The 16,060-nt window shown below is 39.4% G+C and carries 17 protein-coding genes and 1 pseudogene; 2 read left to right on the forward strand and 16 right to left on the reverse strand.

Annotated features, from left to right (window positions below; genetic code table 11):
- Positions 1-55: 55 nt before the first annotated feature.
- The 3 genes from ACIQXU_RS10565 to ACIQXU_RS10575 all read right to left on the reverse strand — a co-directional run bounded on the left by ACIQXU_RS10565 (position 56) and on the right by ACIQXU_RS10575 (position 2,795).
- Positions 56-1,117 (reverse strand): LLM class flavin-dependent oxidoreductase, encoded by a 1,062-nt coding sequence (locus ACIQXU_RS10565; RefSeq protein ID WP_402989050.1) that lies wholly within the window; start codon positions 1,115-1,117, stop codon positions 56-58.
- A gap of 203 nt (positions 1,118-1,320) precedes the next feature.
- Entirely contained in the window at positions 1,321-1,905 is a 585-nt protein-coding gene (locus ACIQXU_RS10570) for a helix-turn-helix domain-containing protein (protein ID WP_402989053.1), read from the reverse strand.
- A 131-nt stretch (positions 1,906-2,036) separates the two neighbouring features.
- Positions 2,037-2,795: an SDR family NAD(P)-dependent oxidoreductase gene (locus ACIQXU_RS10575; protein WP_402989056.1), complete on the reverse strand. Its 759-nt coding sequence runs from the start codon at positions 2,793-2,795 to the stop codon at positions 2,037-2,039.
- 336 nt (positions 2,796-3,131) lie between these two features.
- On the opposite strand from ACIQXU_RS10575, the gene ACIQXU_RS10580 reads away from it, so the two are divergent.
- Positions 3,132-3,701, forward strand: a complete 570-nt coding sequence (locus tag ACIQXU_RS10580) for a hypothetical protein (protein ID WP_402989059.1) — start codon at positions 3,132-3,134, stop codon at positions 3,699-3,701.
- A gap of 170 nt (positions 3,702-3,871) precedes the next feature.
- On the opposite strand, the gene ACIQXU_RS10585 is transcribed toward ACIQXU_RS10580, so the two are convergent.
- From ACIQXU_RS10585 to ACIQXU_RS10595, 3 genes are all read right to left on the reverse strand, one after another.
- The gene (locus ACIQXU_RS10585; protein WP_402989404.1) at positions 3,872-4,234 is read right to left on the reverse strand and encodes a DUF4279 domain-containing protein; all 363 of its coding nucleotides are present in this window, start codon (positions 4,232-4,234) and stop codon (positions 3,872-3,874) included.
- Positions 4,235-4,321: 87 nt separating this feature from the next.
- Entirely contained in the window at positions 4,322-4,840 is a 519-nt protein-coding gene (paiA, locus tag ACIQXU_RS10590; protein WP_402989063.1) for a spermidine/spermine N(1)-acetyltransferase, read from the reverse strand.
- Between the two features lie 24 nt (positions 4,841-4,864).
- Positions 4,865-5,317, reverse strand: coding sequence for a MarR family winged helix-turn-helix transcriptional regulator (locus tag ACIQXU_RS10595; RefSeq protein ID WP_402989068.1), 453 nt, complete (start codon positions 5,315-5,317; stop codon positions 4,865-4,867).
- Between the two features lie 120 nt (positions 5,318-5,437).
- On the opposite strand from ACIQXU_RS10595, the pseudogene ACIQXU_RS10600 reads away from it, so the two are divergent.
- A pseudogene (locus ACIQXU_RS10600) lies at positions 5,438-5,879 on the forward strand (GNAT family N-acetyltransferase).
- Positions 5,880-5,948: 69 nt separating this feature from the next.
- Here the strand turns inward: ACIQXU_RS10600 and ACIQXU_RS10605 are convergent.
- The 10 genes from ACIQXU_RS10605 to pdaA form a co-directional block, all read right to left on the reverse strand.
- Complete coding sequence (locus tag ACIQXU_RS10605; protein ID WP_402989071.1) at positions 5,949-6,173, reverse strand: hypothetical protein; 225 nt, start codon at positions 6,171-6,173, stop codon at positions 5,949-5,951.
- Positions 6,174-6,450: 277 nt separating this feature from the next.
- Positions 6,451-7,116, reverse strand: a complete 666-nt coding sequence (locus tag ACIQXU_RS10610) for a hypothetical protein (RefSeq protein WP_402989074.1) — start codon at positions 7,114-7,116, stop codon at positions 6,451-6,453.
- Positions 7,117-7,167: 51 nt separating this feature from the next.
- A complete protein-coding gene (locus ACIQXU_RS10615; RefSeq protein ID WP_402989077.1) occupies positions 7,168-8,004 on the reverse strand; it encodes a DUF1835 domain-containing protein in 837 nt (278 codons plus the stop codon).
- Between the two features lie 193 nt (positions 8,005-8,197).
- Complete coding sequence (locus ACIQXU_RS10620) at positions 8,198-10,285, reverse strand: GmrSD restriction endonuclease domain-containing protein (protein WP_402989080.1); 2,088 nt, start codon at positions 10,283-10,285, stop codon at positions 8,198-8,200.
- Between the two features lie 169 nt (positions 10,286-10,454).
- Positions 10,455-10,769: a hypothetical protein gene (locus ACIQXU_RS10625; protein ID WP_402989083.1), complete on the reverse strand. Its 315-nt coding sequence runs from the start codon at positions 10,767-10,769 to the stop codon at positions 10,455-10,457.
- Positions 10,770-10,797: 28 nt separating this feature from the next.
- A complete protein-coding gene (locus tag ACIQXU_RS10630; protein ID WP_402989086.1) occupies positions 10,798-11,445 on the reverse strand; it encodes a hypothetical protein in 648 nt (215 codons plus the stop codon).
- 231 nt (positions 11,446-11,676) lie between these two features.
- Complete coding sequence (locus ACIQXU_RS10635) at positions 11,677-12,654, reverse strand: tRNA dihydrouridine synthase (RefSeq protein ID WP_402989089.1); 978 nt, start codon at positions 12,652-12,654, stop codon at positions 11,677-11,679.
- A gap of 180 nt (positions 12,655-12,834) precedes the next feature.
- Positions 12,835-14,217 carry a 23S rRNA (uracil(1939)-C(5))-methyltransferase RlmD gene (gene rlmD, locus ACIQXU_RS10640; RefSeq protein ID WP_402989092.1) on the reverse strand — a complete coding sequence of 461 codons (1,383 nt, stop codon included), beginning with the start codon at positions 14,215-14,217 and terminating at the stop codon, positions 12,835-12,837.
- Positions 14,214-15,098, reverse strand: a complete 885-nt coding sequence (locus tag ACIQXU_RS10645; protein ID WP_402989096.1) for a DNA-3-methyladenine glycosylase family protein — start codon at positions 15,096-15,098, stop codon at positions 14,214-14,216. Before ACIQXU_RS10645 ends, rlmD begins: the two co-directional genes overlap by 4 nt.
- Before the next feature lie 123 nt (positions 15,099-15,221).
- On the reverse strand, positions 15,222-15,998 hold the full coding sequence (pdaA, locus tag ACIQXU_RS10650) for a delta-lactam-biosynthetic de-N-acetylase (protein ID WP_402989407.1): 777 nt from the start codon (positions 15,996-15,998) through the stop codon (positions 15,222-15,224).
- Between the last annotated feature and the right edge of the window lie 62 nt (positions 15,999-16,060).

A 16,060-nucleotide genomic window follows, 5' to 3' on the forward strand; every position in this document is an offset into this window, starting at 1 on the left:
TTATACCTAAAAAAGATGGATCCGACATTAAGTTTGGGTGAATCGCTTCAAAGGCTTACGATTCCTCGCCGCCCTCTGCTTCCCATCTCGCAATTTCCTCCCGTACTATTGGGGCCACCTCTTTACCCAATAGTTCGATGGCTTTCATCACATCATCATGTGGCATCGATCCGACGGGAACATGCAGCATGAAGCGCGTGATTCCCACGGTTTTACGAAGGTGAATGATTTTTTTCGCCACGGTCTCCGCGTCACCTACATATAGGGCACCTTCTAAACTACGGGCCGAATCGAAGGTTTCACGGGTGTATTCTCCCCACCCACGCTCTCTTCCTAACACGTTCATCGCTTTCTGAGTGGAAGGGAAAAATTTCTCTGCTGCAAGATTGGTGCTCTCAGCAATGAATCCGTGTGAATGGGAGGCAACCGGCAACTTGCTTGGATCATGCCCTGCCTCTTTGGCCGCCCTTTTATACAGTTGGACGAGCCCTGCAAATTGCCTCGGGCTTCCACCGATAATCGCGAGAACAAGTGGCAGGCCAAGCATGCCAGCGCGAACAACGGATTGGGGAGTTCCTCCGCTCGCAATCCAGACAGGTAGAGAATCCTGAACAGGAATCGGGTAAACCCCACGGTTTTGAATGGATGGACGATGCTTGCCACTCCATGTCACCTTTTCGGAATGCTGAATTTTCAACAGCAGATCCAACTTCTCATCGAACAATTCATTGTAATCGTCCAAATCATACCCGAATAACGGAAAGGACTCGATAAAGGAACCCCGGCCCGCCATGATTTCCGCACGTCCATTCGAAATCGCATCAAGTGTCGAAAATTGCTGAAACACTCGTACCGGGTCATCGGAAGACAACACCGTCACCGCACTGGTAAGACGAATCCTTTTGGTCCGAGAAGCAGCCGCAGCCAATACGACAGCTGGTGAGGAAGCCGCATAATCCCTCCGATGATGCTCGCCCACTCCATAGACATCAAGCCCCACCTCATCCGCTAATACAATCTCCTCCACTACTTCACGTATACGTTCAGCATGGCTAAGTACCTTCCCCGTCTCGACATCCGGTGTCGTTTCTACAAATGTAGTCAACCCAATTTCCATTGCCCTTCCCCCTCTATGTATGGTTTACATACCATATTTCCGTTCCTATCATTAAAAAAGATCCTATCATTCATCATACATTATCATGTGAATACTTCTCAAATTTCCAATTCACTTATCCATAGTAAAAAGGCAGGACCCCTATCAAAGGGCTGACTGCCTGTTGGTAGAACTATTTTATAGATTGATGGCTTTTTTTCTCCTTAAATCAACTGATAAAACAACCCATGCTGCGTACAGTACCAAAGCAACATGCCGTGTTTCCGTTTCGGAATGCGGGTTTGCAGCCCCCATTCCGGATACTGTTTAATTAGTTGCACCTGATCGCCTGTAGCAAAGGCAATAAATGAAATATAATGCTCTTTGGTCATAGGATGATCGCTTGAAATGAACCAATCCTCTTCAACCTGTATAACTTCCAGCTTCTCTTCATCCGTCGCTTTCTTCGGTATAAGTGTATCCAACTTTCTTCCACAACAAGAAACAACTGCGTTACCAGTACTTAAGGTGATATTCCCACAAGATGGACACACAAAATAATTTGACCGTTTCATATTTCCTCCTACAAAATCATTGGAAGCGAGTTCGCCTTCCAGAATATGTTCAATGTTTACACCTAGGAGGGAGGACAATTCCGGTAATAGGGAGATGTCCGGACACCCTTGGCCACGCTCCCATTTGGAAATCGTCCGGTCAGAAATATTCATCCGGTCCGCCAATTCCTTTTGCGTGAACCCTTTTTCCCTCCGCAATCGTAAAATCAAATGGCCTACTTTGCTACTATCCATTGATTCACCCCCTACTCATTACATCATAAGAGGTATGACCCGATCCGGCAACAAACGCTCCGTAGAGTTCTATAAATGAAGACATGCAAAAAGCCTGTTCCAATCGAAACAGGCTTTTTGCTTATCTATGATTATTTGGTATTAGTAAATCCACCATCAATGCGAATAACTTCTCCATTGATATATTCTGCTTTAGACGTTAATAGGAAGGTTACAAGTTCCGCAACCTCTTCCGGAGTTCCCAATCTTTTTTGAGGGATTCCCTTCGTTGCGTTCTCTTTCATGGCCGGATTAGCTTCGTAGAAAGCCTTGACCATCGGTGTCTCAGTAGGTCCTGGTGCAATTGCATTCACACGCAGACCTTCTTTTGCATATTCAGCCACCATGGACTTCGTTAACCCTGCAATAGCATGTTTCGTAGCGGAATATGTCACTACTGAATCCTGTCCAATCACACCCGCGCTTGAAGCTGTATTAACAATCGATCCACTGCCATTTTTCAGCATAACCTCAGCTACATAACGAACGCCATATAAAGCACCCATTAAATTGATTTGGACAATCTTTTCAATTTCTTCCACGTCCGTATCCAAGAAGTACTTACCGCTACCAGAAATCCCTGCATTGTTAAAGAAATAATCGATTTTGCCATATTTCTCTACTGTTTGATCCACATAGTTCTTCACTTCTTCTGCTTTGGAAACATCCGTTTTGATGAAAAAAGACTCGACTCCTAATTTTTTCACCATTTCAACCGTTTCGTTCCCACCCTTTTCATTAACGTCCACTACAACGATATTGACTCCTTCTTCAGCCATTCGAACCGCTGTAGCTTGTCCTAAACCGCTTCCTGCTCCTGTGATAATCGCTACTTTATTCTTAGTTGTCATGAAAAAACCTCCGTTGTAATGAATAAGAACCGGGTAACCAGCACTATCCACGTATATTTTCTCTTAGGATAAAATACCCTAACTCTCTTATACTTTACCCCGTGGGTAGGATTTAAAACGATTAATTTCTGGAAGAGGAAATCGCTTAAATATTAAAAGAATAGCTATAAAGGAAAAAATTGATTTATCATAAAATGTATAGTGACACTTACCCTTTAACTAATCGAATGATTTTTACCTAAAATGGGTTTGCGAAGGTTTACACTTAAACACAGCAGTTTAGTTCAATTAGATGATAAAATCTTATAAGAACAAAATTAATATTGGAGGAAAAATATGAAGGTGGAATTGGCAACAAATGAAGAAATTGATATGCTTCATTCAAAGTTTAAAAAATTCAATACTCATCTTCTCGAAGAACCAAGTAAGGTATACAACCATATCGGTATAATGGATGTATATGATCGAGTTCTTGATGAAGAAGAGGCAAGTGAGTTATTGAAGAGAAGTCATAATTTTAAGTACAGTGAAAAATTCGTTAGCACTTTTACGAATCTTTTTCATATAGAAGAGAATGAAGTGTATGTAAACATTTATAAAAAAGGAATGAAAAAGGAACGGTTCAAATACATATTAAGTTGTTTAAACCAAGTAGAGGCGAATCTCTTTCGAAAATTGTTTTCCAATAGTAAGGGAATTTACAAAATAGGTGATATGGAAGCCCTTAACTTTTTAACAAAACTTTCAGTGGATGAACTGTATTTTGCAAACTTTTTCTTTCCTTCTATGGATACCGTGATAATTGGGAATTATGAGTTGTCCTTTCCTGTTTATTCTAAGACGAAAATAGGTTTTAAGAAGTGTAAGGATATCATTGAAGAAAATGGCTTATTTATACGACAATGAAATCCATGTGAAAACTTCTCTCTCCATTCACCAATTAAAGGTCCTGGTTTGGAAGCCGATACGGAGAAATGACAAGATAGATAATCTAGAATGGCTTCTTTATCTCTATCTTTAAAAAAACCTGACAAAAATACTTGTCAGGTTAAGTGAAGATGACTATTTAGATTTCCTTAACTAATTACGTATAAATCGAATTGGATTTCTGCTTGAATGAGGCTAGAAAAATCTAACATATTTTTCTCTAAATGCATTGCCGGTTTTTCATCATTAACTATTTCTATGACAATCATAAAAAGATACTCTACATCATATTTCTTTTTGAGTTGTTTTAATTCTTCCGTTTTCCCTCCAAGGGACTTTAGAAGAAGATCCAACTGATCATTAATATCGTACGACTCTTGGTATCCAGTGCTTAAAATCCAATCGGTTTGTTTTCTTCTTTTACTAGTAGTTGATACTAGATTAGGGTGAGTGATGACATCTCCCTTATTAAAGGTTTTCGTGGGTTCAATATCAAGAACATCCGTTATTATATCCTCACCGAACGCACTAAAATAAAGCCATTACTCTTGTTTTGTCCAGAATGTTTCATCCTCTTCTTTATAAAAATATCCTCTAATTCACATAAGTATTTTAGTCATCACAAGATCGGTTTGTTTTTCATCTCCCATTTGAAAGGAATGCTTTCCAGTCTGAGTAAAGCCCATTTTTCTATAAAATTTGATGGCCCCCTCATTTTTTTCCCACACGCCTAACCAGACTTTCTTCTTACTCTGGCCTTTCGCCAATTCTATTCCTTTATTTATAAGATGATGACCTAATCCCTGCCCTTGAAATTCCTTTCTTATATAAATTCGCTCAATTTCAAGTGACTCATCACCCTCCTCTTCTGTCTGGGCTTCATTGACATTCACCTTTAAATACCCGGCGACTTCATTATGAACATAGATAAAAAAGAATTCCGAAGAGGGATTGGATAATTCCGTTTCTAATTGCTTTAAATTAAATGCCTCTTCCAAATAAACCTTCATATTTTCGGGGGAATTCTGTTCCTTAAAGGTCTCATTAAATGTTTCGCAGCCAATCTCTTGGAGTAGTGGCAAATCTTCAAGGGTACACTTTCGTATATGCATCGTCATTGTAATATTCCGCTCCTCTACTTATCAATAATTTCGCTTGTTTCCCTTTTTCACATATTCCCAGTCTATTTCTATATTTTTTCTCACTTTTTGCAGAAGACGAAAAAGGGTTTCTCCTTCTTCTTCGGATAATCCAGCTAATGCGACTGCATTGGAATAATCATGTTCTCTTTTTATGAAAGGATACACACTTTCGCCTTTTACAGTTGGGAAAAGCTTTTTGATCTTTTGGTTATGTGTATCCTCTCTCTTTTCAATGAAACCTTGTATCTCCAATTTCTTTATTGCACGAGCTGCCGTGGTTCGGTCTACTTTTATCATTTCTGCTAGCCGTTCTTGAATGATTCCTGGATTCTCGCATATGCGCACAAGGTACAAATACTGCCCTTTTGTAAGGTCATATTCTTTAAACTCTATATTGCTAATAGAATCCAAGGCCCTTGCTACCATTCCAATCTCCCGAAGAACTTCCTTCATATGTTCAACACCCCAATAACTCGTAATTACTTATACAAATAGTAATGGATTTTTGTTGCATTTGCAACAAAAAATATTGTACGATATAACTTGAAACAGTTGAGAAAGGGACGAAGAAAAGTGAAAGTAAAAAAGATAATCGAAGAGAATGAGCTAAAACAGGCATTCCATATTAGAAGCAAGGTATTTGTTGAAGAACAGGGCGTTCCATTAGAAGATGAATTTGACGAATTCGATACACTTGATGGTCAATGTGAACACATTTTGGCTTATCACAACGAACAACCAGTTGGAACAGGAAGAATAAGAACGGTTGGTGGATTTGGTAAGCTAGAAAGAATTTGCATCCTAAAACCTTACCGTAAATTGGGTTATGGAAAAATAATCATTAAAGCACTCGAGGAAATTGCAGAAAAAAATGAAGTATCCAAAGTTAAATTGCATGGACAAAAACAGGCAGAAGGCTTTTATGAAAAACTCGGATATCAGGACTTCATCCGATCTATTTATGGAAGACGGAATCCCACATATTTTAATGATGAAGGAATTATCCAGTAAATAGAGACGACCAATACACTAAAGAAAACCCGACAAGAAAAAAAACTTGTCAGATTCATAGATGTCATATAAGTTACACTTTTATTAAGGTAATTATTGTTTCACTTTCACAAGAAAAAGAATAATTAAGAGTAAGGGCAGTCATACTAACATTCGGTTGCCCCCCTTTTTCATAACACTGATCACTGGCTACATTTATTTCTTTATTATTAAAATAAGACTTAGTGCCAACTAAAAAGATACTCATCAAAACAACTAAAGCTGCTGCACTTAGATATAACTTTGTTTTAAATTTCATTTTTTCCTACTCCTCTCCTTTTTTAATAGTAGTAGGCTTAGATATAATAAATCATAACTAAACACCTAGTAATAGAAATTGAAAATATTTGTTAAATACACCGCTTCCTATTTTAAGGTAATAAAAAGAAAAATAAAATAGGGACGATTCCTCCCCTTAAATCTTTGTTTCTTCATACAAATACCATTTGCCCTGACTCTTATGTCTCTAGATTATATTAAAAGTAGCTCACTAGCAAAAAAGACCTCCATGCCGCTACATGAAAGTCTCCACTCAATTATTTCCTCTTTTTCTTGCCTTTCACAATCAAGATGACGGCCACGATAATGAAGACAACCACAATTCCCGCCGTAGTGGCGATCGTTTTAACCTTTGGAACAATCACTTCAAACTCGACAGGCGTTTCGGTAGCTGTCGAGATATTCCAGGACAGGGTTTTACCCTTCTCCTCATCGGCATTATTTGAACCAAAGAGCTTATACGGAAGCGCTACTTCCAGTTTAAGATCCGATTGGTCCAACTTTTGAAGAATGATGGATTGTATGAAGGTGTTGCTGGTTACATCCCCTATGTACCGACTGAGCTGGCTTTGTAAGTCAACGGATGCCTTCACATCATAAGCTGTATAAAAGAAAGAGTCCTTCTCATCCACGGAAATCTTACTCTCACCTGATCCGTCCTGGATAGAGTTCAGCGCTTCAAGAGAAGGGTAATGTTTATACACCTTGATGGCATTTTCGCCTTGTTCCAGCTTGTAATCCGTCCCCTTCAGTGCCTTTTCAATATAGGGACCGGCCAGCGCATACATATCACCGTCCATGGCTGCTTCAAGCGAGAGATCCGCACTTTTATCTTTATTTATTTCAACCCGCGCTGTGGAATCCACACATCCTGCAAGGATCAATCCCAATATAGGAATCGCGAGCCATTTAATTAGCTTCATTTTTGTCCCCCCTGATTTCAATAAAAAAGAAATCCGATCATATTCTCTTCCTCAGTTATCCTGTTTTAATCTAATCTTATAAAATCGTATACCTTCAAGATGACCTTCCGTTTCAAATACCCCTTGTTCAACCAGCTTTTTAAGTCGACATTCAAGAAACGAATCCCCTACATACTGATCTAAATGCCCCAACACCTCGCCAATGAGCCTTGCGGATATCATAAAATCCTTAGTCTTTTGTTGGTCATGTAGGTTTTTAGCTTTCTTCATAATAAACTCATCATAGTAATCTTCACGAACGCTCTGAATTCTTCCATTTCTCCATATTCTTAACGTTTCTTGATTATCTGAAAGGGATTGCCACTCTTTTTCTAAATCTTCTCGATCATGATCAGTACATAACTTTCTTTTACCCTGTTCATATATGTATTGAAGCTTTTCAGAGGGAATTTCACCTGTATGAAGTGGTGTATATTTCACCTTTTTCACTTGAAACAGTTCTTCGTACGCTTCTGTCGTGTTAATAAGGCTAATATCCAGATTTTTTTCTTTTAAAAGATAAACAATCAACCTCAATCCTGTCTGTTCATGTGCATTAGAAGAAGTCCAAATGGTTAGATGACTTCCTTCAGGAATAGAATGTATTTGTTTGATCGTCTTTTCAAATTTCTGTTCATAATCGGGACATTCATCAAATTCGTCATGTATGTACGTCTTCATCCACTCAAACCTAGCTTGAATCCCCTTTTCCTCATGCAGCTGCCACACGGGCCCGATTGAAAACATGTCCCAAAATGAAATAACCTTCTCCCTTTTATCAAGACCCAATTCCCTTAAAACGAACTTTACGCTTCCTGAAGCGGATGCACCGAAAACAATATGTATCATTTGAAAGCTCCCATCTTGTTTCATTTTTAATTATATACAACTAAAATTAAACTCAAAGCAATAACATGATAAAAGTACCAATAGAGTATGGCAACAGTTCCAATTACATTTTCAAGTACGAGTTAAAGGCGAATTAACTGAAAAAATAACCTACCTAAATAGACAGGTTATTCTAAATCGATATTTGTGATACTTACTCTTCGTCCCTATGTTTATCAAAAGATTGTTGTATGAGGAACATGGCATATTCAGCTTCACTTTCATTAGCAACTCCGAACTCGACATCTCCATTTCCCCATCTACCCAGGTTCGTAACATCTTTACATATTTCTTTTGGATCATGTATTTCACTAAATGGCATATTAAGACTTAAACGAAGTCTACTTTTTTGGGGAACAATATCTACAAAGTTTGTTGTTGTTTTGTAAGCAATATATAGTTTTTTGAATTCTTCCCTTACAGAACTATCCAGGTTACAAATTCTTTTTCTTAGTTGTTCAAATAATTCTAACATTGCTCCTGTTAATTCAGGAAAATCATTGATTGTATATTTTACTTTCTCATTTCCATTAGGCTTTTTCTTATATTGTGAAATGATTTCTTCGGAAAGCTCTGGATAGCTCCAGACTACTATTGCCTGTTCCGCAAGCCTCTTTCCTCTATTCACAATTTCTTGCTCATTCCATAGTTCAAGTTGACCTATACCTCGATTCAAACGTAACGGACTATCAGCAAAGCCACCATCCATGTCCCTTTTTTCTTTGAATGGTCTATCGCTCAATTCAGAGTTATATCTTGTTAAAGTTAAATTCCCTAATGAATGAAGATAGGTCTTATGAACTTCTTCCCAATTTACTCCTAAATCATTTCTCCATGCAATAGACATATTTTCATTTTGAGGCATGATATGTTCAATCGTATAGCTTTCAATTTCGACAATTTCTTTTCTATTGCAATTTTCCAACTTCCTTAACAAATAGTTGCGGTTCCGAAAGTTGTATACATCTTTTACGGTAAGTTCCCTTATAAATTCTTCATTATTCGGGAACCTCTTATAAGAGTCTTTAAGTACTAAAATAACCTGTAGACTTTCTACATATTTTTCTTTGTTTATTTCCTTGCTTATCGTTGCAAATGTTTTATTAAGTGAATTTGTTGGTACTCCACAAATTGCTCGACGAAAAACATACGACTCAACCAATTTTAGAATCGATATAAATTCAGCCTGAGTTATCTTTTGGTTGAAATAATCATCATAAACTTCAAGTAAGAATGGATATGAAACATCAACCTTTAAGGAATTTATATCTTTTAAAATAGCATTAATCTCTTTATCCTTTTCGGTCTGAAAAGCTAAGTGCACAAAGTACTTAGAATATTGATAAATATCTTTTAGAATTGTCTCAATATCCACCTCTTTTAGTTGTGCAACATACTCTTTAAAATCCGCATATACGTTTCTAATATTTGGTATACGACCCATCTTGACCGTTAAATAGTCACGCATGAACCTATCAAATAAGGAAGATTCACTTAGGTCACCAAATCTTTTCTCCATTGGATGCCAATAATTCTTATATAGGACCTCTTGTTCGGCTGGATCAAGTTTCATCAAAACATAATTACGAATCAAATCGGCTTGGGACAAATCAAGTCCTGTTGAATTCAAACTTTCAAAAATCAGTTGTGGATTATCGTGATCACGGTCAAGGGATATATCTACAACAATGAGTTTGGCTATGCCCCGATAAAGTAAATTAAGATCGATTCCACTTTTTTTTATTTTATCTAAAAAGAACTGGAAGTTTTCATACACTCTTTGCGAGTATTCTTCAGGCAGCTCTTTCTCATTTATTAAGCTGAGTAGTGTTTCTTTATCTGTTTGAGTCAGTAGAAGTTTATGAAAAAACTCATCTTCCTCTTCATTATTTACTAAATAGTAATTCATGATTTTCTTTCTAGTTATATCAAACGTTTGTCCGCTGTCTTTTATTGCCTGATCTAAAGCAAGCAATAGCAAAGTAAGTGTAGTCATACGCTGTTGTCCATCAATGACAAGTAATTGCGGTACAGCTGATATTTGATATAGACCTTTTTCAATGTAAACGATAGACCCCACAAAATGTCCTTTTATATCATCATCTTTAGACGCTCGTAAAATATCGTTCCAAAGTTGTTTACATTGCTCTGCAGTCCAGCTATATTTCCGCTGATAAATCGGGATTATAAATTGTTTTGTACCTTGAAGAAACTTCAAAAAATTCGTTTCAGATGCTTTCACTTCCACATCACCCTTCAATATTCCAGTCTAACTACTAAGACAAGTATAACAAGAAATATTAGAAGAAGTACCTTACTCATACAACCAATTTATTCCAAGTTGAACAGTCAAATGGTACATGTTTTTGCTTAATTCCAGTATCCTAATTAGAGCTTATAGCGTTCGCTCCTTATCCTCTTGCTTCTGTACCTGACATAGAAATCATTGCAGTTGAAATAATCTCATTTAACTCTTCCAATGAAAAATTCTTAATCTTTATCCATCCTCGTGAATCCACTTCATAACCCTTTTTTATAATTGTTTCAGGGTCCATATATTTTCCAACTACATACCCATTTCCACTCGGATGTAATTGGGTAGCAAGAGTCTTCCCTTTTTGCAAACTATTAGGATAAACAATATTTATTCTATTATTACTGATTGGTTTTTCCTGCAATTCTTTAAATGAATGAAAAATTGACTTCTTATGTTCAAAACTCAACAATGTAGATCCCCCATTGTGATTCCTGTTCTTATTGCATTATATTAGTGGCCTCTTTATTTTTTCGAAAATTAGCATACTCTTCTTCAAATGACATAAACCAGTAGCCAGAATCGTCCTTGTCACAGATAGCCTTCCTCACTTCCTTTAATCCATTGGGAGTAAAATTATATGCATAAACTCTTTGTACATCAAATAGAGCGTCATAATAACGATAGATCATTAGAACATTCGAGTTCTGCACTACGTTCTTTTGAACAATTAATTCATTAAGAGATTCCATTCTGTCTACCGATTCTATGTATTGGATACCTATCACATTATGTGGAATAAACCCTTCTTCTGTATCTGAAAAGAGTTTTTCGATTGTCTCCATATCCTTAGTCCAAATAGACTCCCTTTCTAAATGCAGGGCAAGGTATAAAAAATTTTCTTCATCAACTCTCCCATCGTATTTCCACCATGACAAATCCATCGGTCTTGAACGCCCCATTGTTTTATCAAACTTGGTATCTTCGATAAATGAATCAAACCCCAACATCTCACCTAGATTGGCAAAATAATCTATTTCACGTTTCGTAAACATTGAACGGTTATGTAATTTGGCAAGATTCATTCTTCGGTAATTTCGTACATACCCATCAAAAAATTGCATCAGATTAAAGTATTGCTTGTCCATTAGGAGTCTTCCTTTCTGATAAAAAAGTTTTGTAACATTCTATTACTATTTTACCATTACATGTAATTTACTGTAACAAAAATAAACCTTTATAATGATTCAGAAAGGTCGGATCCAGCCATGCCAGTTTTTAATACGGAGTTCTAGAGAAGGAGTAAGGACAAGCTACACATGAAAAAGACCTGGATTCGGAAAATGTTACTTTACCGAAAACCAGGTCTGATTATATTCCTACTGTTCCTCCACCACTTCAGGATGTTCAAAGGTATCAAGCAAGGCACGCACTTCATCCGTTGATTTTGTGTTCATCAATTGATTTCTCAGTTCACTTGCCCCTCTGAATCCACGGACATAGATCTTGAAAAAGCGAGGTAGGGGCTTGAACGAACGTGGTACGATTTCTGAATATTTATCATGAAGGTCCATATGCAATCTTAAGAGACCAAGCAATTCCCTACTAGTATGCTCTTTCGGTTCTTTTTCAAAGGCAAATGGATTGTGGAAAATGCCGCGTCCGATCATGATTCCATCCACGCCGTATTTACGAGCGAGTTCCAAGCCAGTTTCGCGGTCAGGGATATCTCCATTGATCGTTAGAAGGGTATCGGGTGCCACTTCATCACGAAGTTTCTTGATCTCCGGGATTAGTTCCCAATGAGCGTCCACTTTGCTCATTTCCTTCCTTGTACGCAGATGGATGGAAAGGTTGGCGATGTCTTGTTTCAAGATGTGTGTCAGCCAGTCGCGCCATTCGTCGACTTCCGTGTAGCCAAGTCTTGTCTTCACGCTTACTGGCAAGCCGCCTGCCTTTGCTGCTTGGATTAATTCAGCAGCAACATCGGGACGACAGATCAGGCCACTACCTTTCCCATTTCCTGCTACATTAGGGACAGGACAGCCCATATTGATATCGATTCCCTTAAACCCTTGCTCTGCCATACCAATGCTCATTTCCCTGAAGTTTTCAGGTCTATCTCCCCATATATGGGCAACCATTGGTTGTTCATCTTCCGTAAAGGTCAATCGCCCACGCACACTTTGTCTCCCCTCAGGATGACAATAACTTTCCGAATTTGTAAACTCTGTAAAAAATACATCGGGTCTGCCTGCTTCAGCCACTACATGGCGAAACACAACATCCGTCACTTCTTCCATTGGTGCCAGTACAAAAAAAGGTCGTGGTAAATCACGCCAAAAATTATCTTTCATCTTCAGATCCAAGTCCTCTCATTAAGGGTTACCAGGCTATGTGAACCAGTTTCCCACTATTTTAAAATCTTCTCTGCCTTCTAAAAGTCCAGCCAAGGGCCGCCATGAAAAAGGCCCGGAATTCGGTCATGTTAGTGAACCGAAAACCGAGACTGAATGGGACATCTTTATTTATCTGGATTACTTTTTCAACGTCAATTTCGTCACAACTTCAACATGACTTGTCTGAGGGAACATATCCACAGGCTGCATGGTTTCTACGTTATATAGAGCACTCAATTCATGCAGGTCTTTTGCCAATGTGGATGGGTTACATGATACGTACACAATGGTTTTTGGTTTGACCTTCAGGATGGTTTGCAATAACGATTGGTCCAGGCCGGTTCTTGGTGGATCGACGACTAGTACGTCTGGTTTCCAGCCTTCTCTGATCCAGCGTGGCAGGATGTTTTCAGCTTTTCCTGTTTCGTAGTGCATGTTGGTGCGTTTATGTTTAATGGCGTTTTTCTTGGCATCTTCGATTGATTCTTTGATGACGTCCATGCCGCGTACTTCTTTTGCATCTTCCGATAACCAAAGTCCGATCGTCCCTACGCCGCAATAAGCATCGACGACTTTTTCCGTACCTGTTAGGGCTGCCGCTTTTTTCACTTCTTCATACATGCGAACCGTTTGGACAGGGTTCAATTGGAAGAACGTGCGCGCCGATAGTTCATATGATAGGTCACCCAATGTTTCGTTGATGACTTTTTCGCCAGCAAGGTGGATCGTTTTTTCGCCGAAAATCAGCGATGTGTTTTGGTTGTTGACGTTTTGAACGACCGATTTCACTTCTGGCAATTGGTCGCGGATTTGTTTAAGCAATTGATCTTTTTGTGGAATCTCTTCCGCTCCCGTTACTAAGACCACTTGCACTTCGCCCGTTTCAAATCCAACGCGTGTGATGATCGTACGGATGACACCTTTTCTTTTTCTCTCATTATAGATTGAGATGTTCAGGTTTTTCAGGATCTTTTTCACCGTACGCGTGATTTTATTCGTTGCCTTATGCTGTACAAGGCAGTTCGGGATATCAATCAATGTATGGGAATTCAAACCGTAAAGCCCGGCAATCAGCTTGCCATCTTTCTGGCCGACTTGATATTGGCTTTTGTTGCGGTAGTTCCAAGGGTCTTTCATGCCGATCGTTTCTTGGATATCCAATGAATCAATCGGGAAATCCGTGTGGCGTTCCATCGCTTGGATGACCATATCGCGTTTTTCGACCAATTGTTGGTCATAGCTTAAATGTTGCAGCTGGCAGCCACCACATTGCTCGTAGACCGGACATGGTGCGGCAATGCGGTGCGGTGATTCTTTCCGGATCGTTTTGATTTTTGCTTCGGAAAAATTCGGCTGCACCTTCGTGATCATCGCAACGATTTCTTCACCAGGAAGGGCACCTGGGACGAAGACGACTTTCTTTTTGAAATAGCCGACTCCCTCTCCGTTGATGCCAAGGCGTTTAATCGTTAAGGGTAAGGTTTGGTTTACTTCTAGGGTTGTATCTTGAAAGTTTGTCATTTCTTTTCACTCCGTTTTTCGATGCTTCTCCACAAGTAGAGGGAAGCGTAGCTTAGATATGGGGCCCACTTCACACTGTAGGTCTCCATTTCTTCATGGGTCGGCTTTTGCGGTAAGCCATACAATTGTTTCAGGGCATTTTGGATGCCAATATCGGCTTTTGGGAAAAGGTTCGGTCGCCCTAAGCCAAATAGCAGGAAGTTTTCCGCCGTCCATCTGCCGATTCCGCGTATTTTTATAAGTGTATCCATAATCTCTTGATCGGATAGCTTGTCCAGCTGATTCACATCAAGGTGACCCTGGACGATTTGCTGAGATAAACCGATGACGTACTCCGCTTTTCGGCCGCTGAATTGAATCGCCCTCAGCTGTTCGACCTGAAGCTGCGCAGTCGTTTCCGGTGTCGGGTAAAACCAGGCACCATCGATTTGGTAGCCAAAAGTTTTAACGAACCGTTCCGTTAATGTATGAGCAAAAGCCAGGTTCAATTGCTGGTGAATGATGCATTTGACGAGGCAGCTATAGTAATCGAAGTCTAGGACAATGGCCGTGCCACGGTGCTCTTCGAAAATGTCCCGTAAATCTGACTCCAGGAAGTGCTGGGAAACGGCAGCCAATGGCTCATGCCAGTGGAAAACTTTTTTTAAGCGTTGCAGCGCCTTTGGTTTGTTTTCCTCTGATTGGCCTTTGATGACGAAGACCGGGTCTTCGGTGTCACCGATTGCCTGTACGTGTAAAACGGTTGGCACTTTTTCTATATATAATGGAACTTTTACCGTCCTGTTCATAAAATCAACTACTTGAAGTGGGTCTAACGATAATCGTTCGAGTACAAGATCAAAATTATAGGGTCCTTGGACCTCTACTTTTTCCGTCCACACAAGCGATCCATCCTTTTAGCAGTTTTCCAGGTATTATAGCATGTTTTCGAAAATATTACTTGTTATTGAGGATAATGGAAAAAAGCGGAACCTGATTTCCCTAGTCAGGTTCCGCCTTTCCTATTAATACAACATCCTGTTCGGCAGTTGTTTTTCTATCATTAAATCATCCAGGCTTTTGAATGTGTACCCTTGTTTCTCAAGATCCGTCAGAATCGAATCGAGTGCTTCAGCATTATCTTTTGAAACCGTATGCAACAGTAAAATCGCTCCCGGATGGATCTGTTTCATGACTTCATCATGGGCGAAAGCCGCTCCACGTTGTTGATCGACGACCCAGTCCTTGTAAGCAAGCGACCAAAAAATATGGTAGTAGCCTTCTTGCTGGGCAATTTTCATCGTCCGTTCGTTAAAAACCCCACGCGGCGGTCGCAAATAATTCATCCCTTTTTGCCCCGTCAATTTTTCCGTCGCATCCTTGACCCGAAGTAACTCGGTGCGGATGACTCCGTCTGTCACGCTCGTCATGTCTGGGTGGTTCCATGAATGGTTTCCGACAATATGGCCTTCATTCGCCATCCGGACGACAAGTTCAGGCGCCGTCTTTAAATAATGGCCGGTGACGAAAAAAGCCCCCGGTGCCTTATGTTTTTTTAGCACATCTAAAATCTGCGCCGTATAGCCATTTTCATACCCATTATCGAATGTTAGGTAAATATCCTTTTTCGAGGTATCCCCTTTATAAATCGCCTCATATTTAGGCAGCATCTCATTGAAATTTTTACCCGCATCCGCCGGAGTTCCGTTTTTCCCTTTATTGAAGCCCCAATTATAGGACTCTGCAAAAGCCGGGCTCGCCAAAGACCAGAGTAAACAGAGAATAGCCGACATCATCGCCATCTTTTTCATTGAATCGTCCCCCATTTTCCTTTTTCTTAGTGTTTGAAACGGAAGGATTTATA

This window comes from Peribacillus sp. NPDC097284, assembly GCF_044761765.1.
Lineage (GTDB): Bacteria > Bacillota > Bacilli > Bacillales > DSM-1321 > Peribacillus.

Excerpts from the sequence above, each read along its gene's own strand:
- pdaA (WP_402989407.1), bottom strand. The coding sequence starts at position 15,998 with ATGGCGATGATGTCGGCTATTCTCTGTTTACTCTGGTCTTTGGCGAGC.
- ACIQXU_RS10570 (WP_402989053.1), bottom strand. The coding sequence starts at position 1,905 with ATGGATAGTAGCAAAGTAGGCCATTTGATTTTACGATTGCGGAGGGAA.
- ACIQXU_RS10635 (WP_402989089.1), bottom strand. The coding sequence starts at position 12,654 with ATGAAAGATAATTTTTGGCGTGATTTACCACGACCTTTTTTTGTACTG.
- ACIQXU_RS10630 (WP_402989086.1), bottom strand. The coding sequence starts at position 11,445 with ATGGACAAGCAATACTTTAATCTGATGCAATTTTTTGATGGGTATGTA.
- ACIQXU_RS10615 (WP_402989077.1), bottom strand. The coding sequence starts at position 8,004 with ATGATACATATTGTTTTCGGTGCATCCGCTTCAGGAAGCGTAAAGTTC.
- ACIQXU_RS10580 (WP_402989059.1), top strand. The coding sequence starts at position 3,132 with ATGAAGGTGGAATTGGCAACAAATGAAGAAATTGATATGCTTCATTCA.
- ACIQXU_RS10610 (WP_402989074.1), bottom strand. The coding sequence starts at position 7,116 with ATGAAGCTAATTAAATGGCTCGCGATTCCTATATTGGGATTGATCCTT.
- ACIQXU_RS10565 (WP_402989050.1), bottom strand. The coding sequence starts at position 1,117 with ATGGAAATTGGGTTGACTACATTTGTAGAAACGACACCGGATGTCGAG.
- ACIQXU_RS10595 (WP_402989068.1), bottom strand. The coding sequence starts at position 5,317 with ATGAAGGAAGTTCTTCGGGAGATTGGAATGGTAGCAAGGGCCTTGGAT.
- paiA (WP_402989063.1), bottom strand. The coding sequence starts at position 4,840 with ATGACGATGCATATACGAAAGTGTACCCTTGAAGATTTGCCACTACTC.
- ACIQXU_RS10605 (WP_402989071.1), bottom strand. The coding sequence starts at position 6,173 with ATGAAATTTAAAACAAAGTTATATCTAAGTGCAGCAGCTTTAGTTGTT.
- rlmD (WP_402989092.1), bottom strand. The coding sequence starts at position 14,217 with ATGACAAACTTTCAAGATACAACCCTAGAAGTAAACCAAACCTTACCC.
- ACIQXU_RS10575 (WP_402989056.1), bottom strand. The coding sequence starts at position 2,795 with ATGACAACTAAGAATAAAGTAGCGATTATCACAGGAGCAGGAAGCGGT.